The 20,267-nt window shown below is 67.9% G+C and carries 22 protein-coding genes; 13 read left to right on the forward strand and 9 right to left on the reverse strand.

Translation table 11 applies throughout. From position 1 onward, the window contains the following. Positions 1-31: 31 nt before the first annotated feature. From GQY20_RS19705 to GQY20_RS19715, 3 genes are all read right to left on the reverse strand, one after another. Positions 32-1,126 (reverse strand): cell wall hydrolase, encoded by a 1,095-nt coding sequence (locus GQY20_RS19705; RefSeq protein WP_232476161.1) that lies wholly within the window; start codon positions 1,124-1,126, stop codon positions 32-34. A 76-nt stretch (positions 1,127-1,202) separates the two neighbouring features. Beyond that, positions 1,203-2,081, reverse strand: a complete 879-nt coding sequence (locus tag GQY20_RS19710; RefSeq protein ID WP_157218849.1) for a methyltransferase domain-containing protein — start codon at positions 2,079-2,081, stop codon at positions 1,203-1,205. A gap of 78 nt (positions 2,082-2,159) precedes the next feature. After that, entirely contained in the window at positions 2,160-3,374 is a 1,215-nt protein-coding gene (locus GQY20_RS19715; RefSeq protein WP_157218850.1) for a polyhydroxyalkanoate depolymerase, read from the reverse strand. A gap of 128 nt (positions 3,375-3,502) precedes the next feature. On the opposite strand from GQY20_RS19715, the gene GQY20_RS19720 reads away from it, so the two are divergent. The 3 genes from GQY20_RS19720 to GQY20_RS19730 all read left to right on the forward strand — a co-directional run bounded on the left by GQY20_RS19720 (position 3,503) and on the right by GQY20_RS19730 (position 5,612). Further along, positions 3,503-4,156: a glutathione S-transferase gene (locus GQY20_RS19720; protein ID WP_157218851.1), complete on the forward strand. Its 654-nt coding sequence runs from the start codon at positions 3,503-3,505 to the stop codon at positions 4,154-4,156. A gap of 55 nt (positions 4,157-4,211) precedes the next feature. Continuing rightward, a complete protein-coding gene (locus tag GQY20_RS19725; protein WP_232476162.1) occupies positions 4,212-5,075 on the forward strand; it encodes an alpha/beta hydrolase in 864 nt (287 codons plus the stop codon). Positions 5,076-5,267: 192 nt separating this feature from the next. Continuing rightward, positions 5,268-5,612, forward strand: coding sequence for a UrcA family protein (locus GQY20_RS19730; protein WP_198351072.1), 345 nt, complete (start codon positions 5,268-5,270; stop codon positions 5,610-5,612). Between the two features lie 202 nt (positions 5,613-5,814). Here the strand turns inward: GQY20_RS19730 and GQY20_RS19735 are convergent, their stop codons facing one another. Continuing rightward, a complete protein-coding gene (locus GQY20_RS19735) occupies positions 5,815-6,570 on the reverse strand; it encodes a LytR/AlgR family response regulator transcription factor (RefSeq protein WP_157218853.1) in 756 nt (251 codons plus the stop codon). After that, positions 6,560-7,783 (reverse strand): sensor histidine kinase, encoded by a 1,224-nt coding sequence (locus GQY20_RS19740; protein WP_232476163.1) that lies wholly within the window; start codon positions 7,781-7,783, stop codon positions 6,560-6,562. The genes GQY20_RS19735 and GQY20_RS19740 overlap by 11 nt, the downstream gene beginning before the upstream one ends. 161 nt (positions 7,784-7,944) lie before the next feature. On the opposite strand from GQY20_RS19740, the gene GQY20_RS19745 reads away from it, so the two are divergent. The 3 genes from GQY20_RS19745 (at position 7,945) to GQY20_RS19755 (ending at position 10,075) form a co-directional block, all read left to right on the forward strand. Then, positions 7,945-8,205: a hypothetical protein gene (locus GQY20_RS19745; protein ID WP_157218854.1), complete on the forward strand. Its 261-nt coding sequence runs from the start codon at positions 7,945-7,947 to the stop codon at positions 8,203-8,205. 282 nt (positions 8,206-8,487) lie between these two features. Continuing rightward, positions 8,488-9,036: a hypothetical protein gene (locus GQY20_RS19750; protein WP_157218855.1), complete on the forward strand. Its 549-nt coding sequence runs from the start codon at positions 8,488-8,490 to the stop codon at positions 9,034-9,036. 196 nt (positions 9,037-9,232) lie between these two features. Continuing rightward, entirely contained in the window at positions 9,233-10,075 is an 843-nt protein-coding gene (locus tag GQY20_RS19755; RefSeq protein WP_157218856.1) for a class I mannose-6-phosphate isomerase, read from the forward strand. 113 nt (positions 10,076-10,188) lie between these two features. Here GQY20_RS19755 and GQY20_RS19760 read toward each other — a convergent pair whose 3' ends face one another. Then, a complete protein-coding gene (locus tag GQY20_RS19760) occupies positions 10,189-10,953 on the reverse strand; it encodes an NUDIX hydrolase (RefSeq protein ID WP_157218857.1) in 765 nt (254 codons plus the stop codon). A 147-nt stretch (positions 10,954-11,100) separates the two neighbouring features. On the opposite strand from GQY20_RS19760, the gene GQY20_RS19765 reads away from it, so the two are divergent. Then, positions 11,101-11,703 (forward strand): DUF4126 domain-containing protein, encoded by a 603-nt coding sequence (locus GQY20_RS19765; RefSeq protein WP_198351073.1) that lies wholly within the window; start codon positions 11,101-11,103, stop codon positions 11,701-11,703. A gap of 209 nt (positions 11,704-11,912) precedes the next feature. Here the strand turns inward: GQY20_RS19765 and GQY20_RS19770 are convergent, their stop codons facing one another. Then, entirely contained in the window at positions 11,913-12,971 is a 1,059-nt protein-coding gene (locus GQY20_RS19770; protein WP_157218859.1) for an aspartate-semialdehyde dehydrogenase, read from the reverse strand. 258 nt (positions 12,972-13,229) lie between these two features. Between GQY20_RS19770 and GQY20_RS19775 the strand changes: the two genes are divergently transcribed. The 6 genes from GQY20_RS19775 (at position 13,230) to GQY20_RS19800 (ending at position 17,337) form a co-directional block, all read left to right on the forward strand. Continuing rightward, positions 13,230-13,637 carry a thiol-disulfide oxidoreductase DCC family protein gene (locus GQY20_RS19775; protein ID WP_157218860.1) on the forward strand — a complete coding sequence of 136 codons (408 nt, stop codon included), beginning with the start codon at positions 13,230-13,232 and terminating at the stop codon, positions 13,635-13,637. Between the two features lie 65 nt (positions 13,638-13,702). Then, complete coding sequence (locus GQY20_RS19780; RefSeq protein ID WP_157218861.1) at positions 13,703-14,179, forward strand: nuclear transport factor 2 family protein; 477 nt, start codon at positions 13,703-13,705, stop codon at positions 14,177-14,179. Then, positions 14,176-15,384: a cytochrome P450 gene (locus GQY20_RS19785; RefSeq protein WP_157218862.1), complete on the forward strand. Its 1,209-nt coding sequence runs from the start codon at positions 14,176-14,178 to the stop codon at positions 15,382-15,384. Before GQY20_RS19780 ends, GQY20_RS19785 begins: the two co-directional genes overlap by 4 nt. 11 nt (positions 15,385-15,395) lie before the next feature. Next, entirely contained in the window at positions 15,396-15,824 is a 429-nt protein-coding gene (locus GQY20_RS19790) for a GlcG/HbpS family heme-binding protein (protein ID WP_157218863.1), read from the forward strand. Next, entirely contained in the window at positions 15,821-16,564 is a 744-nt protein-coding gene (locus GQY20_RS19795) for a hypothetical protein (RefSeq protein WP_157218864.1), read from the forward strand. Before GQY20_RS19790 ends, GQY20_RS19795 begins: the two co-directional genes overlap by 4 nt. 65 nt (positions 16,565-16,629) lie before the next feature. After that, entirely contained in the window at positions 16,630-17,337 is a 708-nt protein-coding gene (locus GQY20_RS19800; RefSeq protein ID WP_157218865.1) for a TetR/AcrR family transcriptional regulator, read from the forward strand. Positions 17,338-17,373: 36 nt separating this feature from the next. Here GQY20_RS19800 and GQY20_RS19805 read toward each other — a convergent pair whose 3' ends face one another. After that, entirely contained in the window at positions 17,374-18,465 is a 1,092-nt protein-coding gene (locus GQY20_RS19805; protein WP_157218866.1) for a hypothetical protein, read from the reverse strand. 134 nt (positions 18,466-18,599) lie between these two features. Further along, positions 18,600-20,201 (reverse strand): acyl-CoA synthetase, encoded by a 1,602-nt coding sequence (locus tag GQY20_RS19810; protein ID WP_157218867.1) that lies wholly within the window; start codon positions 20,199-20,201, stop codon positions 18,600-18,602. Between the last annotated feature and the right edge of the window lie 66 nt (positions 20,202-20,267).

Consider the following 20,267-nt stretch of genomic DNA (forward strand, 5'->3'; position numbering starts at 1 on the left):
TCCCCTGCCCTTTGGGGAAGGATGAAGAAGGCTAACGCAGCGCGCGGCCGCTCTGGGGGCCGATCCACTTGCCGCTGTCGCGATATTCGGGGCGGATCTGGTCGTCCGGGGTGAGGCCGGCCGGTGCGGCTTGCATCGTGGCCGGGGCAGGAGCGGCGGGCGGAGCCGAGACGGTCGTCAGTGCATAAGGCAGCGCCGGCTGCGCGGCCGGACGGGTGAGCGCAGCGAACTGGGTCGCGGCCGGCGCGTGCGGGCCTGGCATCGGTTCGACTGCGGCATAGGCCTGGCGAAAGGCCGAGGGCAGGCCGGCGGCGCCCGTCCAGCGGAAGAAGATGTGCGCGCCGACGATCGTCGTCACGGCCAGTGAGCGCGACCAGTTCGGCGCGACGGCGAGCGTGTGATAATGGGTGGCGAGCCCGACCGGTGCATAGACGGCGCCGTTCAGCGCCTCGCGCGCGATGCGGCTGGCGATCGCCCAGCCCTTGCGCGTCGGGCTGTAGCGGGCGAGCGCCCCGTCGCAGGAGAAGGTGAACTGGCAGCGGGCCTGCTGTTCCGATCCCTGATAGACGACGCCGCACACGCTGCTGGGATAGGCGGGATGGCGCACCCGGTTGAGGATCACCTGGGCGACAGCGCGCTGGCCGGCCTCGCTCTCCGACGCGGCCTCATAATAGATGGCGGTAGCCAGGCAGTCTTCGGCGCGCAGCGCGGCGAGCGGGCCGCCGGTGAAGCGGAAGGGGGCGGCGGCCGGGCCGCTCGACATGGTGACGCCGGGATTGCGGGGATCGAACGGCTTGCCCGTTGGCGGCAGCGTGCCGTCCGGCGCCGCGTTCGCGGCCATATCGCCGAAATCACGGGTGACGGCGGCGATCTCGTCATCGGTCGGCATCGCATTGCCCGCCGTTTCGGGCAGGCGCGGCCGGGAGTCGGTGCCGGATGCGGCCTGCGCGCGGTGCGGCGGCGGTGCGAGCCCGGCCAGCGGCGGCGCGGCCGTCATGGTGCAGGATCCGACGAGACCGAGCAGCGCAAGGGACGCGGCGGCACGATGCCTGCGTTGCCGCAGCCGCCGGCGCGCCGCCATGCGGCGCAGCGCGCTGTGCGTGTCCAGATGCGAAGCGGGAATCATGCCGAACAGGCCATTAAGACACTCCGGCCGCCAAGGCTTCCCTTAAATTGGCCGTGTCCCGCCCCGGCACAGGAGATTATGATGAAGTTAACCGGTTAACCGGCGGGTTCGGTGCGCCGGAAGCGCCTGCCGGCTTCTCCCAGGTGAAGACGCCGTAGCGCATCGCGCCGGTGCGGTAGGCGAGGATCAGGCGCGGCACGCTGAGTGCGAACAGGCGGTTGCGCGCGGCCAGCGACAGCCGCCGGATCCGCCGATCGACGATCATCGCGCCGAGAAAGCGCAGGGCGCAGATCGTCCAGGTCCTGCGCACGCGATGGCTGATATCGGTGGCGGAGAGCGAGAGCAGCCCGGCTTGCGCCGCCCAGCCTTCATAGTCCGCGGCGGTGCCCATCGAGGGCAGGCGGCCTTCGCGGCAGATCGGCTCCAGGAGGTGGCGGACCTCCCAGGGCTGCGGATCGGGCGCGGCCAACCAGGCGCAGACGACCAGCCGGCCACCGGGCTTCAGCACGCGCGCGGCCTCATGGAAGAAGGCCGGCTTGTCGACCATATGTTCGGAGGATTCGATCGCATAGGCGCCGTCGAAGCTGTCCGCGGGCAGGCCGCTCGCCAGCCAGTCCCGCACCAGCAGGGTGACGCCGGGGCACGGCGGGGCAGCGGCGGCCTGCGCGGCCGACAGGGTGAGGCCGGTGACCTCCGCGCCGCGCAGCGCGGCGAAGCGGCGGGCGGTGGCGCCATAGCCGCAGCCGATGTCGACCAGCGCCGCGCGGGAGGCGATGCCCAGCCGCTCGCCGACCAGATCGGACAGCGCCTCGACCGCCTGCTGCGGCGTCTCGCGGCCGGATGCCCAGTAGCCGTGGTGGACATGCTCGCCCCAGAGCTGGCGGTAGACGGGATCGAGTTCGTCATAATGATCGGCCACGTCCGGCGCATGTTGCGGGGCGGCCGGGACGATCATCGGCGGGGCGCCAGTCCGGAACGCAGTCGTTCGCCGGGCCGCCCGAGGCGGCAGCCGGGATGCCGCGCGGCGGGCGGCTCAGTTGACCGATAGCACCAGATTGCGGACCACCGGATAGATCTGGTTTTCCCATTTGCGGCCCGAAAAGACGCCATAATGGCCGACGCCGGGCTGCAGATGGTGCCGCTTCAGATGCGGACGCAGATGCGAACAGAGATCGTGCGCGGCCGAGGTCTGGCCGACGGCGCAGATATCGTCGCGCTCGCCCTCGACGGTGAGCAGCGCGGTTCGCCGGATCGCGCCGGGGTTCACCCGGCGGCCCCGCCATTCGAGCTCGCCCTTGGCGAGCAGCGCGCGCTGGAAGACGATGTCCACCGTCTCGATATAGAATTCGGCGGTGAGATCGAGAACCGCGAAATATTCGTCGTAGAAGGCGCGGGTGTTCGCGGCCTCGACGTCGCGGCCGTCGGCGAGATCCTGATAGAGCTCGCGATGCTTTTCCATGTGCCGGCCGAGATTCATCGACATGAAGGCGGTGAGCTGGAGAAAACCGGGATAGACTTTGCGCCGCCAGCCGGCATGCTGGATCGGCACGGTCTGGATCATGTTCTTCTTGAACCAGTCGAGCGAGTGGGACACCGCAAGCTCGTTCACCGTGGTCGGGTTGACGCGGGTATCCACCGGGCCGCCCATCAGCGTCATGCTGCGCGGCGTGGCCGGATTCTTGTCCTCCGCCATGATCGAGACGGCGGCGAGCGTCTGCACGCAGGGCTGGCAGACCGCCATGACATGCGCGCCCGGGCCGATCTCCTCGAGGAAGCGGATGACGTAATCGACATAATCGTCGAAGCCGAAGCGGCCTTCCGACAGGGGGATGTCCCGCGCGTTGCGCCAGTCCGCCACATAGACGTCATGATCGCGCAGCAAGGTCGCAACGGTATCGCGCAGCAGGGTCGAGAAATGGCCGGACAGCGGCGTGACCAGCAGGATCTTCGGCTGCGGCGTTTCCACCTCCTTGGTGAAATGCAGCAGGTCCCCGAAGGGAAGGGCGAGCACGGTTTCCTCGCCGACCGGCACGAGCCGGTTGCCGACCGGGACGGCGTCGATCCCGAAGGAAGGGCGATGATGGGTCAGCTTGGTGTCGGCGACCATCGACAGGGCGGCGAATACGCTCTTCGAGACCGGCCATTGGCCGAAGCCGCCCAGCGATGGCTGCAGTCCGCGCGCAGCCTCGGCAAAGGCGCGGATGGGTTTGCCTGCATCTGTCAGGGCCTGGAAGGCGGCGTACAGCATTCTTCGGCGCGATCCCCCAAAAACCGGGGCAGCCCCGATTCTTCTCTACCGGACCTGATTAATCCATTTGTTGCTGCACTGCGACATGATTATTCCAGGGGTGTCGAAGGGATTCGGGGAGGACTCCGGTGGCGCGCGCGGTGCTGACGATTTCGAGCAAGAATTATTCCTCCTGGTCGCTGCGCGGCTGGCTGCTGTGCAAGCTCGCCGGTCTCGACGTCGAGGAGCAGCGGGTGTCGATCGACGATCCGGACAACCGTGCGGAGCTGCTGCTGCTTTCGCCCTCGGTGCTGGTTCCGCGGCTGACACATGAGGATGCGAGCGTTTGGGACACGCTGGCGATCGCGGAATATCTCCACGAGGTGTTCCCCGACGTCGCCATGCTGCCGGCGGACAGGATCGCCAGGGCGCATTGCCGTTCGATCTCCGGCGAGATCCATTCGGGCTTCCACAATCTGCGCTCGGCACTGCCGATGAACCTCAAGGCGCGGCATCGCAACTTCAAGGTGTTCGCCGGCGCCAAGCCCGACATCGAGCGGATCGAGACGATCTGGGGCGAGTGCCTGACGCGCTATGGCGGGCCTTTCCTGTTCGGCGAGCCGACCGTGGCCGATGCGATGTTCGCGCCGGTCGCGACGCGTTTCCTCACCTACAACGTCTCGCTGCAGCCGGCCTCGCAGGCTTATTGCGACGCGATCATGGCGTGGGAGCCGATGATCGAGTGGATCGCGGCGGCGAAGGCCGAACCCGAAGAGGTGGAGGAACTCGACGTCGAATTCTGACGATCGCCGGCGCGCGCGCCTGCTGGCCGGAGCCGGAGCCGCGCTCTCCGCGACGGTGGCGGCCGGCGCCGCGCTGACTCTCGCCCGGCGCCATCTGCGCCTGCATCAGGTCGCGCGCTGGACGCCCAAGGACCGGACGGCGCGGCGCATCGCCGCGGGCGTGCGCTACGGCCCGCTGCCCTGCCATAGGCTGGACGTCTATGCGCCCCGCCGCCCCGCCGCCGGCCCGCTGCCGATACTCCTTTTCTTCTACGGCGGCGGCTGGTCCTCGGGCGAGCGGGACTATTACGGCTTCGTCGGGCGAGCCCTGGCCGCGCGCGGCTTCATCACCGTCATTCCCGATTACCGGCTGGTGCCGCAGGTGCGCTTCCCCGCCTTCCTCGAGGATTGCGCCGAAGCGGTGCGCTGGGCGCGGGCGGAGGGCGGAGCGCATGGCGGCGACCCGGACCGGCTGCTGCTCGCCGGCCATTCGGCCGGAGCCTATAATGCCGCGATGCTGGCGCTGGACCCACAATGGCTGGCGGGTGATCGCGGCGCGGTGCGCGGGTTCGTCGGCCTGGCCGGCCCCTATGATTTCCTGCCGCTCGCGCCCGGCTTCGCTACCGAGGCGCTCGGCCGCTGGCCGGTGCCGGAGGAAACCCAGCCGGCCCACTTCGCTGCGCCTGGCGCGCCGCCCGCGCTGCTGATCAGCGGCGACCGCGACGATGTGGTGTCTCCGCAGAACAGCCTCAGCCTCGCCGCACGGCTGCACGCGACGGGCAATGCCGCCGATCTCCGCGTTCTTCCCGGCATCGGTCATGTCGAGCTGATCGCGACACTGGCGCAGCCGTTGCGCTGGCGGGCGCCGGTATTGGCCGCGATCGCCGGCTTCGCCGCGCGAGTCACCGCGACCGCCGTCGAAGAGGCCGCCTTTCCGTAACGTCAACAGCTGCGTTTCGTCGAAGCGTCTGTACCGTTCGTCGGCGCGCGAGGCGGTTGGCAGACTCGAGGTTGGCGTCGGTCGAACCCACAGTGAGCGCGGCGGCGTCTCGGCGTAGCACGATGCAGCGGCGGCCGGCGACATGTCCCCTGTCGGCCGCCGCGACGCCCCATTTCCGGGAGGAGACCGATGATGAAGACCACTCTCATGCTGGTTGCGACCCTTGGCTCTGCCCTGGCCGTCCCTGCTTTCGCCGCCGACAGCCATGGCTCGACGGAGCGCGTCGAGGTCCGTTACCACGATCTGAACCTCGCGACTGCCGAGGGCACGAGCACGCTTGGCCGGCGAATCAGCAATGCCGCAACCGAAATCTGCGGCACCGCCGACGTGCGCGATCTCGCCATGCGCAACGCGGTGAACCAGTGCCGCACGGCTGCGATAGCGAGTACGCAGACGCAGGTCGCCGAGGCTGTTTCCGCCGCGCAGCGCGGACAGGCTTATGCGCAGGCCAACAGCAGCATCGCCGTTTCGCGCTGATCCCCGCTGCGCGCACGCCCCTGTCTGCGGGATTGCAGCGGGGGCGTCAGAGTCTGTTTCGAAATGCGCGGAAGCGCGCATTTCGAGGCGGCACCGGCCCTCTCCCCCGCCCGGCCTCCCAACGGCAGTATTCTATGGGAGGCCGGGCGGGGGAGAGGGCCGGTGCCGAGCATGCGCCGAAGGCGCATTTTCAAACCGACTCTCAGCGACCCGCGAGGGCGCGGGCAGCGGCGAGATAGGTGCGGCCGATCCGGATTTGCGCACCATCCACGAGATGTGCGTGCCACACGCCCATGCCATCATGGCTGAGCCGCGCGATGCGATCGCGGCGCACCATGGTCGAACGGTGCAGGCGGATGAAGAGATCGGGATCCAGCCGCCGCTCAAGCTCGCTGATCGTCTCGTGCAGCAGCAGGGAGCGCCCATTGGCGTGCAGCCGCATATAATCCCGCTCGGCATCGATGCGATCGATGTCCCGCGCGGCGATGCGGATCATCTCCGATCGCCAGGGCACCCAGAATTCCTCCGTATAGGCCGTTTTCTCCGCCGGAGTGCCGGTGCCCGAGCGTAACGCCGCACCGACGCGGCCGATCGCCCGCGCCAGCCGCTCGGGCGAGACCGGCTTCAGCAGATAGTCCACCGCCGCGACATCGAACGCCGCCACCGCAAACTGATCGAAGGCGGTGCAGAAGATGATCGCCGGGCGCGCCTGGCGATCCTCCAGCGCCCTGGCGACGGCAAGGCCGTCCAGGCCAGGCATGGCGATGTCGAGCAGCAGCAGCTCGGGCGTGAGCGCATCGACCAGCCGCAACGCCGCCTCGCCATCCGACGCGGTGCCGACCAGATCGATTCCCGGCGTCTGGGCGCACAATATCTGCAGGCGCTCGATCGCCAGCGGCTCGTCGTCGACGATCAGCGAGCGGAGCGGGGGAGCGGGAGGAGGCTGGTCAGCAGCCATGGCGGATCAGCGGCATGCGAAGCGCGACCCGGAAGCCGCCGGCCGGCAGCGGCCCCCATGTGCAGGACGCCGCATCGCCGAAGCGGGCGGCGAGCCGGTCCCGGACATTGGCCAGCCCGACACCGGTGCCTTCCGCCCGGTCGTCGTCGATCGGATCGCCGTCATCCTCGACCACGACATGCAGATTGCGATCCCGTTCGGTGGCGGTGATCGAGACCAGCACCGGCCGGCGCGCGCGCGACACGCCATATTTGATCGCATTCTCGACCAGTGGCTGGAGGATCAGGCCGGGCACGCAGGCGGTGCGCAGCGAGGCGGGGACGTCGATGGCGACTTCCAGCCGATCCGGGAAGCGAACCCCTTCGATATCGAGATAGAGGCGCTGCAGTCGCAGCTCTTCGGCCAGCATGACATCCTCGCTCGGATCGCCGGTGAGGCTGGTGCGGAAGAAGGTGGCGAGGTTCATGATCATCTTCTCCGCCTCCTGCGTGCGCTGGGCGAGCACGAGGCTGGAGAGCGAATTCAGCGTGTTGAACAGGAAATGCGGATTGACCTGATAGCGCAGCGCGCGCAGCTCCGCCGCCTGGGCCTGTTCGCGAAAGGCCGCGGCGCGGCGCTCGGCGAGCGCGCTGGCGCCGGCATAGCCGAGCGCGAGATAGAGGGCGCCCCAGCCGCCGAAGAAGAAGATATCGTTGATCGCCGTATCCGCGATCATCATCAGCGGCGTATCCTTCGACATCTCGTCATCGTCGACGCCGACGCTGACGGTCACGCTCTTGTCGCCGTTGACGATCGTGGTGGTCTTCTGGTGCTGGGTATGGTGCTTTTGCGCAGCGTGAACCGGCTTGTAGAGGTAGAAGGCCGAATAGTTGACGAAGGCGAAGGCGGTCGAGGCCGGCACGGCCAGCGCCAGGATCAGCAACAGCTTGCGGCCCAGCGTGGCCGGCATCCAGCGGCGCAGGCCGAGATACATGAGCCAGGTGAGCCCGATGCCGACGATGCCGACGCAGACGCGCCGCGTGAACATGTCCAGCTGATCGTCGAACTGCATGAACAGCGAGCGAATGGTGACGATGACGAGATAGAAGATCCAGAAGCCGAGGATCGACAGCAAGGTTACCCGCGCATCCGGCGAGCCAGCTGCATCGCCGGTGCGTTCAGGTGCGGCACGTTCGAGCCCATGAGATGCCATGCGGGGCGCATATTCGTTCATGGGACATCCTAACCCCAAAGCCGCGCCGGTAGTTTAGGCAAAACCGACCTCCATCGAAAGCGGCAGCGCGTTCATCGAAAGAGAAGGGTGGGGAAGGAGGGGGCCGCGACCGGAACGGGCCGCCGCGCGGTTCGTTGACAGCCATGGACAGGAGACCAGAGATGATCAGCGATACGAAAGACCGCGATCCGAAGGACCCGCCGGCTACACCGAAGATCCGTACCGCGCACGATGCGAGCGACGACGTGCGGCTGCAGCGCGATCCGTCGCATGAGGATGCCAAGCTCGACGTAGCGCTGGACGAGAGTTTTCCCACTTCCGACGCGCCTTCCAACACGCAGCCTGGCAAGGGCAAGGATCCGGCGCCCTCTTCCGGCTATGACGAAGAGGCAGAAAAGGCGCGCATGGACGCGAAGGAATGATGGCAGCGGAGATTTGCCAGGCGAGATCTCGCCTGGCGTCGGCCTGCGAGCGGAGCGAGACCTGGTTTCGGTGAGGCCCCATCCGTTTGCATGCGCGAGCGACAGCGGCGGCCAAGAGAGTTATCCACGTTTTCAATCGCTGCATGCTGCGCCGTCGTAAAAGCAATGTTGCATTGCAACACAAAACATGCTCCGTTCCTGAATGCCAGCATACCAGCGGGTTAAGCAGCCGCTAACCAGCCAAGGCGCATCATGCTGGCCTAATGGTTTGGGGGTAGTTTTATGGGCACCCAGATGAGACCAGCGGATGGCGCGATGACGCTGGCGGAGATGAAGGAATTCGCGAGTTTCCCGGCATCGGTGCAGCGGTATATCCGCCGCTCGCTCGATGTCGGTCTTGATCGGGAGGATGCGCTGGTGCGCTGGTCCCGCGATGTAGTCGAAGCGGCCAGCATCAAGGCGCAGACGCGCATATACGGGCGCCTCGACCGGATCCGCAATCTCGTTCCCGACGATAGCGGCCTGGATGCGGTGGAGCCTTTCTTCGCCCCGCTGGTGACCATCTCTGCCTTCGATCTGGGGCAGGACCGGCTGAACGGCTTCGGTGCCTATCGCTTCCTTTACGAGCGGCTGATCGGAGCGAATGTGCGCCCCTGGCTGCCGGGAGCCTTCTGCGCCGCGGCGGCCCTGCCGCACCTCCATCCGGAAAAGCGGCGCATCCTTCTCCAGTCGATCAGCGAGGCGGCCGCGACGGCGCCGGGCTGGTCGAACCGCGAGCCTTGCTTCTATCCCGAGTGGGTGGACAAGGTGGAGCCGCGGCTGGCCAGCTGAGTTTTCCAGCCTGGAGCGTTCAGGATCCGATTGCGGCCGATCGGCCGTGCCATCCATCTATGCCGGCGTGATTTGCAGGGCGGCAGATAGGCCTTCCGCCTTGAATCGCATCAAGCAGCGCGGCGCCGTGGAAACGGATCGCATTCCCCGCGTTCCGGTGCATGACCGTTAGACATTCCATGAGGGGGATTTCCCGATGCCCGCCACCCGCCTGACCACCAAGCGCGTGGAGAAGCCCTGGGGCCGGCGCGATCTGTGGCCCGGCTTCGGCGACGTTCCCGCAGGCGGCGACCCGGTCGGCGAGATCTGGTTCGAGGATCCGCGCGGCGGCGATCCGGTTCTGCTGATCAAATATCTGTTCACCAGCGAGAAGCTGTCGGTGCAGGTGCATCCCGACGATGCGGAGGCACGCGCACGGGGCTATCCGCGCGGCAAGGACGAAGCCTGGGTGGTGCTGTCGGCGGAGCCGCATGCCACCATCGCGATCGGCACCTTGCAGGTGATGAGCCGCGAGGAGCTCAAGGCTTCCGCGCTCGACGGATCCATCGAGGCCAAGCTCGACTGGAAAGCGGTGAAGACCGGCGACAGCTATTATTCTCCGGCCGGCACGGTGCATGCAATCGGGCCGGGGCTGACCCTGGTCGAAGTGCAGCAGAATGTGGACCTGACCTATCGACTCTACGATTACGGCCGGCCGCGCGAACTGCATCTGACGGATGGCATCGCGGTGAGCCACCCCGTTCCCTATGTTGCGCCGTTCCTTCCGAAGGAAATCGCGCCGGGCCGGGAGATTCTGGCCGATGGTCCGGCCTTCGTGATGGAGCGCTGGTCCCGTGAAGGAAGCGGCACCATATCCGGCGGCGATCGGCCGGTCTGGCTCATCCCGCTGACCGGGAGCGGCTCCGTCGATGGCGATCCGATCGAGACGGATGGCGTATGGCTGATCGAGGGCGACGCCGAACTGACGCTGAGCGGCGCGGTGGACGTGATCGTCGCCTATCCCGATGCGGGCGTGATCCAGGGGCTGTGGAGCGGCTGACTCAAGCCTTTCCTGTATGGCTGTCCTTGCCGCCGTTCATCTTCCCCCTGTGGGGAGGATGAGAAGGGAGGAACCGACAATATGGGAGGGCCCCCTGAAGGGGAGCGCTCGCTCTATCCCCGGGTCGCCGTCGCGAGCGGTTCGCCCGTGATCGGGTAGCCGAGGCCGTCGCTGATGCAGAGCCACTGCTCGCCATTGCGCTGTTCGACGAAGGGGGTGATCGTGGTGATGCCGATCGCCTCGGCCTGGGCGGCCGCCTCCGCGAGGGTGGAGAACTGGGCCAGCCGTTCCAGGTTGCGGCGGGTCGGGAAGATGACGCGGTGATGGCCCGCATCCGAATCCGCGATGGCGTCCGCCGCCGACATCCAGATCGCCCTTATGCTTTCGCCGCCATCGGGCATGGCCTCGGTCATGTGCATCGCCTCGGCGAGATAGAAGCGGGTATCGAAGGTGCGCTTTTCCAGCCGGGGCGGCGGACACCAGCGTGCGAAAGGCGCAAGCCGCCCAATTTCGAGGCTGAGGCCGTGTGCGGCGAGCAGCGCGCCGAAATCGGAGCCATCGCGCAGCGCTGCGCGCAGATGGCCGACGAGCGCCGCATCCGGCTGCGGTTCGATCGCGATGGCGACGCCGGTTTCCTCCACCGTCTCCCGGATCGCGGCGATGCGGGCGGCGGCGTCATCGCGATCGATTCCGGTCCGCTTCGCCTCGGCCGCGGCAAGGGCGTGATCGCCGGGATCGATGCGTCCGCCCGGAAACACCATCGCGCCGGCCGCGAAAACCATTGCGCTGCTGCGCTCCACCATGAGCAGCTCGGGCGGCAGGCCGTGGCGCGGACGCATCAGGATCAGCGTCGCGGCGGGAATCGGTCCATCACTCATGACCAAGCGGGTAGATGGGTTCGACGCTGGACGGAAACATTTTCGCCACATTGAAGGCCTGATGGATCGAATGTCATCCATCGTCCCTCCAATTGCCCCGGCGGCGGCGGCGTGGCAGAGCGGCCTTCGAATGAGGGTGCGCAGCGAATGATCGGAATGACGATGCTGGCCCTGGCGATCGGCGTCGCGCTGATCGCCGGGTGGCGGCTCTATCTATGTATCGTGGTGGTGGGCCTCACGATGCATGCGGGATGGCTGGATTTTCCCGCCTATCTCTACCGCATGGGGATCGTCGCCGATCCCTGGGTGCTCGGATCCGCGGCGGCGCTGCTGATCGTCGAGACGGTCGCCGACAAGATCCGCTGGCTCGATTCGCTCTGGGACGCGGTCCACACCGTGATCCGGCCGCTGGGCGCAGCCTTGCTGGCGCTGGCGATCGGCGATCCGCCCGCGCCGCTGTGGCAGGTAGGCATCTTCCTGCTCGGCGGCGCGGCCGGGCTCTACAGTCATGCGGCCAAGGCGACGATGCGTGCCCTTGCCAATGCGGCGGCACGGCCGCTGAACACGGTGCTGCTGTCGCTGGCCGAGGATATTGCCGCGGTGCTGCTGCTCGCCATTGCGCTGCTTCACCCGTTCGGAGCCTGCGGCGTCGCGACACTGATGCTGTTGCTCGACGGCGCGCTGCTGCTCGCCGCGCGCGGGCGCATCCGGCGGCTGCTCGGCGGCGAGGACGGGTTGGAGCATAGCTGAGGGATTGAGCCTCCCTCCGCCGGTGCTCCGGTGTTCGTACGTTGGCGATTCGCCTTTTTCATCCTCCCCGGAACGGGGAGGGGGACCGCCGAAGGCGGTGGAGGGGTTCGGCTCACGTCAGACGTGTCGCTTGTCGTAAGCGGGAACCCCTCCACCACCCTGCGGGTGGTCCCCCTCCCCCTTGCGGGGGAGGATGAAAAGGTGGGGAGTCAGCGCGGTAGCAGCTGCTCGGCGATCTGGATGGCATTGAGGGCAGCACCCTTCAGCAGCTGGTCGCCGGAGACGAACAGCGAGAGCGAGCGGCCGCTCGGATCGCCGAGATCGGTGCGGACGCGTCCGACCAGCACGTCCTCGATGCCGCTGGCTTCGACCGGCATCGGGAAATGGTTGCCGGCGCGATCGTCGACCAGGCGCACGCCCGGCGCCACGGCGAGCAGGGATCGGGCCTCGTCGACCGAGACCGGTGCGTCGAATTCGACGGTCATCGCGATCGAGTGGGCACGCAGCACCGGCACGCGCACGCAGGTCATGCCGATCGGCAGCTCCGGCGTGCCGAGGATGCGCCGGGTCTCGGCCATCGCCTTCAGTTCCTCGCCATTATAGCCGGTCTCGGGATCGACGTCGGCATTATGGCTGAACAGGTTGAACGCATAGGGATGCGGCAGCACCTGCGGCTGGAAGGGGCGGTCGTCGAGGTAGGCGGCGGTCGCGTCGCGCAGCTCCTGCATCGCGGCGGCGCCGGCGCCGGACGCGGACTGATAGGTGGCGGCCTGGAGGCGGCGGATCGGATGGGCGCGGTGGAGCGGGGCGAGCGCCATGGTCATGATCGCAGCGACGCAATTGGGATTGGCGATGATCCCGTTGTGGCGCTCCATAGAGGCCCCGTTCACCTCGGGCACGACCAGCGGCACATGCGCCTCCATGCGGAAGGCGGAGCTGTTGTCGACCACGACCGCGCCCGCATCCACCGCCGCCTTGGCGAAGCGGCGGGAGATGGTGGCGCCGGCGGAGAAGAGCGCGATGTCGATGCCGTCGAAGCTGTTCTCGGTCAGTTCGGCGATGGTCAGCTCGCCGCCGTCGAAGGGCAAGGTGCGGCCGGCGGAACGGGCCGAAGCGAGCAGGCGGACCTCGCTATGGGGGAAGCGGCGCTGCTCGATGCAGCGGAGCAGCTCGACGCCGACCGCGCCGGTGGCGCCGACGATCGCGATGGCGGGGGCAGCCGCGCTGCGCGGGCGGCTTTCGGAGAGGGTGGCAGTCTGGTCGAGCATGTCGTCTTCCCTTGTGCTGGAGCGGGGAGGACGGGACCTTGTCTGGCGTGGCCCCGTCCGTTCCCGGCGGGGCCCTTTGGCGCTATGTCGTCGGGATCACCGCGCGCGCCAAAGAACGTCCGCCGGAGCGGGCGTTTTGGTAATAATGCGCGTGACGATCGGCTGAGACATCGCGCAGCCGCCTAGGTGCCCTGCGCGCGCAAGTCAACATCTTCGTGGCGGCCTTGCCAGCGGTGGCGGTTCGTACGAAGCAGGGCCATGGCCGCCCGCGACGACAAGCCGATCATCCTGTTCGACGGGCTTTGCGTGCTCTGCTCGGCCAACGCCCGGTTCGTGCTGCGCCACGATCGCGCGCGGCGCTTCCTGCTGGCTCCGATTCAGGGCGAGGTGGGCGCCGCACTGTTCCGCCGGCATGGCATCGATCCCGAGGATCCGGATACGATCATCCTGGTCACCGGCGAAGACATGCTGCGCGACAGCGATGCCGTTCTGGCCATCTATGCCGGCCTCGGCTGGCCGTGGAAAACCGCCAGCCTGCTCCGCCTCGTGCCGCGCGCGCTGCGCGACCCGGTCTATCGGCTGATCGCGCGCAACCGCTACCGCCTGTTCGGCCGGCTGGAGAGTTGCTGGCTGCCCCGCCCCGAAGATCGCGACCGCCTGCTCTGACGCTTGTTTTTTCAGAACAGTGATGCAATAATGCACTAACGTTCTGATAAATAGGGGGCGAGGAGATGGATGCGGCGTCTTTGCAGGACGCGCTACGCGCGCTGATCGACCAGGCGGCGATCGAGACCCTACTCAAGCGCTATGCCCGCGCGCTCGACGAACGGGCTTTCGATGCATTGGACGCAGTGTTCACGCCGGACGCGCAGCTCGATTACACATGTGCGGGCGGGATCGCGGGGGCCTATCCGGAGGTGAAGGCCTGGCTGGCGGAGGTGCTGACGCCGATCGCCGAGATGCAGCATTTCACGACCAATGTGGAAGTGGAGCTGGATGGCGATCGCGCCGCCGGCAAGAGCTATACGATCAACGTCAACGGCATGCGGACCGCCACGGGCGAGGTGAAGCACATGGTGGTCGGTGCGCAATATATCGACCGGCTGGTGCGCACCCCGGCAGGCTGGCGCATTGCCGAGCGGCGCGAGGAGCGCTTCACCGTGCTCGGCCATCGCTTCGGCCCCGAAGACCTCGCCGTCGCCTCATGACCATGACGAGCCCCGAGCCGCTAGCCGCGGCACGCGACTATGATCCGTTCATGCCGCTCGTGATCGAAGGCGATCCCACGTCGCTCTATGCGCAGTTGCGCCGCGAGACGCCGCGGCTGTTCCTCGAGCGCTACAACGCGTGGTTCTTCTCCAGCTTCGAAGACATTTGGACGCTCTCCAAGCTGCCCGGCCTTTCGGTGGCCGGCGGCATTACCCCATCCCAGCTACTGCTCGGCGCGCCGGCCAATCCGTTCATGGTCAGCCAGATGGATCCGCCGGATCACCGGCTGTATCGCGGCGCGCTCAATCCGCTGTTCACCGCCAGCGCCGCGCGCGGGCTGGAGCAGGCGGCGCGGCATGAGGCGCGCGAGCGGATCGCCGCGATCCGCGCCGCGGGCGGCGGCGACCTGCTGATGGGTTATGCCGGGCCGATCGCGGTCGCGGTCGGCTGCTGGCTCAGCGGCCTGCCGCGCGAAGACCTGCCACAGCTGATGCGCTGGACCAACAAATTCTTCCATCGCGATCCCGATCGACCGGGCGATACCGCGGTGGGAGCCGAGGCAGGCGTCGAGTTCATCGCCTATATCGGTGAGATACTACGCGACATACGGGCCGGCCGGAGGGAAGCGACCGGCGCCTTCGCCGCGCTGATCGAGCGGCAGCGCGCGGATCCCGCGATCAGCGACGATCATCTGATCTTCATCGTGCTGAACCTGCAGATCGGCGCGGGCGATACCGTGCCGAAGAGCATCAGCGCGGCCTTCCATCGCCTGTGGGAAAATCCGCAGGAGCGGGCGAAGCTGGCCGCCGATCCGGCGCTGGCCCAGGCGGCGTTCCTGGAAGCGGTACGGCTCGACATGCCGACGCAGATGCAGGGGCGTACCGCCACAGAGGCCATCGCCTATGACGGCATCGTCATCCAGCCCGGGCAGAAGACGATGCTGATGTTCGCCGCGGCCAATCGCGATCCCGCCGAGTTCGACGCGCCCGATGCCTATCGTATCGATCGCGGCAACCGGCGGACGATGGGCTTCGGCAACGGCATCCATCGTTGCCTCGGCGTGCATGTCGCCGGCATGGAGGGAATGGTCGCGATCGAGGAGGCGATGGCGGCGCTGCCGCCCTATACGGTCGATCTCGCCGCATCGCGCACGCACAAGACCGAATATGTGAAGGGCTGGGCCAATCTGATGGTCACGCTGTGATGGAGGGCGGCATGGAGGGGACGAAGGCGCGGCGCACGATCACCGGGGCGATGGGATTAAGTATCCTCAATCGGGTGTTCGAACAGGCCAGCGCCGACGGCAAGGCGGTGTTCGTCGCGGTGGTCGACGGCACGGGCGCTCTGATCGGGCTCGCGGCGCATGAGGATGCGCCGCCGATCTGCCGTAAGATCGCACAGGACAAGGCGTGGACGGCCTTTGCGTCGCGCCGCAGGACATCGGCATGGAAAGCCTATGTGATGTCCTCCCCGGAGGAGGAGCGGCATCTGATGCTGTCCCAGCCGGGATACATCGCCGCATCGGGCGGCACGCCGATCCTGATCGACGGGATGGTGGCGGGCGCCGTGGGCGTTTCGGGGGCCGGGCAGCAGGAGGACGAGGATCTCGCGGATCTGGGCGCCGCGCTGGCGAGCGCGGTGTGACCCGCCTTTCGCTCCAGCTGCCCGCTGTGCCGGGAGCGGCGGATCCGGACCCGCTGGCCTGGCTGCTGGCGGCGATGCGGACCGGCCGTCCGCCCTTTCGTCACTGCGCGCTGGATGCGGGTTTCGCAGGAACGGGGGCGATCCGGCTGGGCGCCGGCGACGCGTGGCTGGAGATCGTACCGGCAGCGGAGCGTTCGGCGTCGTCCGCCGCGACGGTACCGATCGTGCCGGGCCTTGCGCTGACGCCGCCGGACCCGGAGTCGCTGATCGACTGCCTGACCGCCCGTGCGGAGGCGATCGACCATGTCGGCATCAGCCTGTCGCAGCGCGATCTCGACGGCGCGGCCTGGGAGGATTTCATCGCCCGGCTCGCAGCTTTCCTGCCGGCGTGGCGGCTCGAGATCGGATCGGCGAACGACATCGTGATGATCGTCTGCGAGGGCGCGGAGGGGGAGCGTGCGGCGGCGATCGAGCTGGTTCACGATCGGACCGCGCCGTTCAGCAGCGTGCATCTCTGCCTGGCTATGGGATGCGATCGGGCGGAGCTCGAGGCGCGCTTGCCGCCGCCGCTGGGCGGGGCGAAGCCGGGGGACGAGCCCTTTTTCCGATCGGTGGCGCTGCCGCCGTCGCTTGCCGTTCCAGCCTATCTCGACCTGGCGTTTAGCGACGGAGAGATGACGCCCTGGCCGGCGATCGTGCGGGCGATGGGCAAGCGGATCGGCCGCGCCGCGCCGCGATGACGCTTCTGCGCGGCCGAAAAGCCCTTTAAGGCACGGGCGAACGATCGAGCAGGACTGAGGCAGCGATGGCTGGAGTACGCGAGAAGGGCAAGGCGCGGCGTAAGCAGCAGATCATCCAGGCGGCGAAATCCCTGCTGGCGAGCGGCGGTATCGACGCCCTCTCCACCCGACGGCTGGCCGAGGAAGCCGAGCTCAGCGTCCACACCCTCTACGCGCTGGTCGGTAGCAAGGATCAGATCCTCGAAGCCGTCATGGCCGACAATCACGAGCGGGTGGCCGACGATCTCGCGCGCATCGACGATCATGAGGCGATCGAGAAGCTGTTTGCGATCGTGGAATCCACCTATCGCATCATTTCCGAGGACAGCGCGGCGCAGAAGCCGATCATGCGCATGCTGATGACCCGCTATTATGAGGGCAATCTGAACCCCAATCCCTGGTGGCTGATGGCGCAGGAGAAGGGATGGATGGAGCGTGCCATCACCGAGGCGATCGCGCGCGGCCAACTGGACGCCGATTTCCCTGCGGGCCTGATCGCGGACATGCTGACCAAAATCTATATGGCGAATTTGCGCGACTATCTGTTCGACCAGGCGACGCTGGACCAGTTCCGCTCTGCGACCCGCTTCGAATTCTGGTTCTGCCTCGCCAATATCGCGGCGGCGGGCCATCGCACCGATTTCCTGGCACATGCCCAGGCGGAAGCGAAGATGATGGGGGAGATGGGGAAAGCCGCGCATGCCGAGGCGCCCCCACCCGCACGAGACGGATGAGGGCGCCGGCGGTGGTACGACAGGGCCGCTTGCCGGTCAGCTCTGATAGGCCGGCCGGAAGGTGAAGCGAGACGCCAGCTTGCCAGGGCGGGACATGGCCCGCTCGGTGCGGCGCTGGGCGGCCGGCTCGGGCTTGGCGGCGGGCATGTCCGGCGCCGCGGGCTGAGCGGTCGCCATGCTTTCGCGCTGGTCGAAGAAAGCGGCTCGCTTCAGCCGGCGGCGCAGCGACAGCGACGGATTGTCCGGCGTCGGTCCCGCATAGGCGGCCTGAACGTGACGGCCGAAACGCGAGAGATCAAAGCCCTGCGGCATGTTCTGGGTGGGGGTGGCCGCAGCGCGGTCCTGCTCACTGCGCGCGACGGCGGGTGCCTCCGGCGCAATCGCGGGGGCCATGACCGGGACCGGCGTCGGCGCGGCGGCAGGCTCGCGCGGGGCGGGCGCCATCACCGGTTCCGAAACGGGTTCATAGGCGGTCTCCAGCGCGTCCTCTTCCTCGTTCCGGCCCTTGCGGCGGCCGATCGCGAAGGCGCCACCGATCAGGGCGAGCAGGCCGACACCGGCCGCGCCGGCAATCGGCATGTCGTCATTCTGCGCGGTGCTTCGTGCGGTCGGCGCCGGAGCGGGCGTTGGTGTCGCTGCGGCGGTGGGCGCGACAGTCGCTGCCGGCGGAGCCGCCTCTGCGCGGCTGCGGACCGGGGCGGGCGTCGCCGAGGCCACTACCTTCGGCGCAGGGGCAGACGCCTTGGGCGTGGCCTCGGCGCTGCGCGACGAAACCGGGCGGGAAGCAGTGGCGCGCGCCGACTGAGCCGTCCGGCCGGTCGCCGCGGCCTGGTCGGCGCCGCCAGCGGAGGCCGGTGCGTTGGTCGCCGCGCTATCTGCCGCCATGTCCGGTACGGTCACGCTCGACAGGCCGGACGGCTGACTGGCGGGCGTCGCCGCCTGGGGAGCCGGCGCGGCGGACGGCAGGCTCGGGGCCGAGGCGGCGACCGGCGGCGGTGCGTCGATGACCGGAGGCGCGGTGGTCGTCGCGGCAGGATCGGCCTGCGCGAACAGCGGCGTGGACGAAAAAGCGATGGCCGCGGCAATTGCGGTCATGGCGGGGCGGAGCGGGGTCTGTGCGTTGCTCATGCGCAACCAACCCTCATCCAGCTCAGTTCGTCGCATCTTATCCGCTAAAATGCCTCGATCCGTCGGTGAATTGAGGGAAGAGCTCATCCATGTGCTGTTAAATAGAGACTTTGTAATCTGAGGTTAAGCTTCGGCTACTCTGCTGCAGTGCGCAATTCCGCGCGCCGGATCTTGCCGGTTGCTGTCTTCGGAAGCGTTTCGACGAAATGGAAACTGGCAGGCATCTTGTGCCTGTCCGCGTCGGTATCGAAGCGGCGGCGCAGCTCCGTGACCAGGGCGTCGCACGCGGCATAGCCGGGGCGCAGCACGACGAAGGCGCGAATCGACTGGCCGAGCATCTCGTCCGGCTGGGCCACGGCGGCAGCTTCCATCACCGCCGGATGCTCGACCAGCAGGCTCTCCACCTCGAACGGGCCGATGCGGTGGCTGCCCGAGATGATGACGTCGTCGGAGCGGCCGACGAACCAGAAATAGCCGTCACGATCGCGCCAGCCGCGATCGCCGGTGAGATACCAGTCGCCGCGCCGGGTGCGCGCGGTCGCTTCCTCATCCTGCCAATAGCGTAGGAACAGGCCGGGGGCGGGATAGCGCACGGCGATGTCGCCGGTCTCTCCCGGATCCAGCTCGTGCCCTTCGGCGTCGATGATGGCGACATGATAGCCGGGCAGCGGCAGGCCCATCGATCCCGGCCGCTCGGGCATGCCGGCGAGGTTGGCGATCAGCAGCCCTGCCTCGCTCTGGCCGTAGCCGTCGCGGATGGTGATGCCGGTTTCGGCCTTCCAGGCGCGGATCACCTCGGGATTCAGGGGCTCGCCCGCAGCGACGCACTCACGCAGGCGCGGCACGCGCAGGCCGGCAATGCCGTGCTTGACGAGCAGACGATATTGGGTCGGCGGCGCGCAGAAGACATCGGGCTCCAGCGCTTCGATGAGCGCGATCTGCTCGGCCGTGTCGAAGGCGCGATCGACGATCACCATCTCGGCACCGACCGACCAGGGGCCAAATGCCGCCTTCGCCCAGCCGGTGGTCGGCCAGAACCGATCGTGCGGCCGGATACCGTGCCAGATCGAGGCCTGGCGCGTGCCCGTATAGGTGTAGCAATGATTGTGCAGCACCGCCTTAGGCCGGCCGGTGGTGCCGGACGTGTAGAAGACGAGCGCGGGATCGCTCGCGCGGGTCGGCCGGCCCGGTGTCGGCGTCGCCTGGGCGAGCGCGGTGCGAAAGCCGGTCCAGCCGGGTCGGGCCGCGCCTTCCTCCTCGACCAGCAGGAAATGGCGCAGGCTCGGCAGCTCGATGCGTAGTGCATCAATATGCGCGGCGACGCCAGGCGTGGCGACGACGACGGCCGCGCCGCTGTGCCTCACGCGGTGGGCGATGTCACTCGGGCCGAGCACCGCCATCGACGTCGGGATCGCGACCAGCCCGGCGGCGAGCGCACCGACGGTGGCGATCTGCCACTCGGGAATGCGCGGCAGGATGACGATCACGCGCTCGCCCGGCGCAAGACCCAGTGCCTCGTAGAGACCGGCGCAGCGGTGGATCGCGTCGCTCATCTGCGCATAGGTGATGCGCGTTTCGCCGCCCGCGGCGTCGCGATAGAGAGTGGCGGGCCGATCCGGATCGGCGGCGAAGCGATCGACCACGTCGCGGGCGAAGTTGAAATCCTCCGGCACGTTCCAGACGAAGCCGTCGCGCAGCCGGCGATAGCGATCGAGCGCGTCTTCCAATTCCGTCATGCGCCCGTCCTGCCCAAGCTGATCCCGCCCGCCAACAGATGAAATAACTAGCTCACCGTTCTGAAA

Source organism: Flavisphingomonas formosensis (assembly GCF_009755815.1).
Taxonomy (GTDB): Bacteria; Pseudomonadota; Alphaproteobacteria; order Sphingomonadales; family Sphingomonadaceae; genus Flavisphingomonas; species Flavisphingomonas formosensis.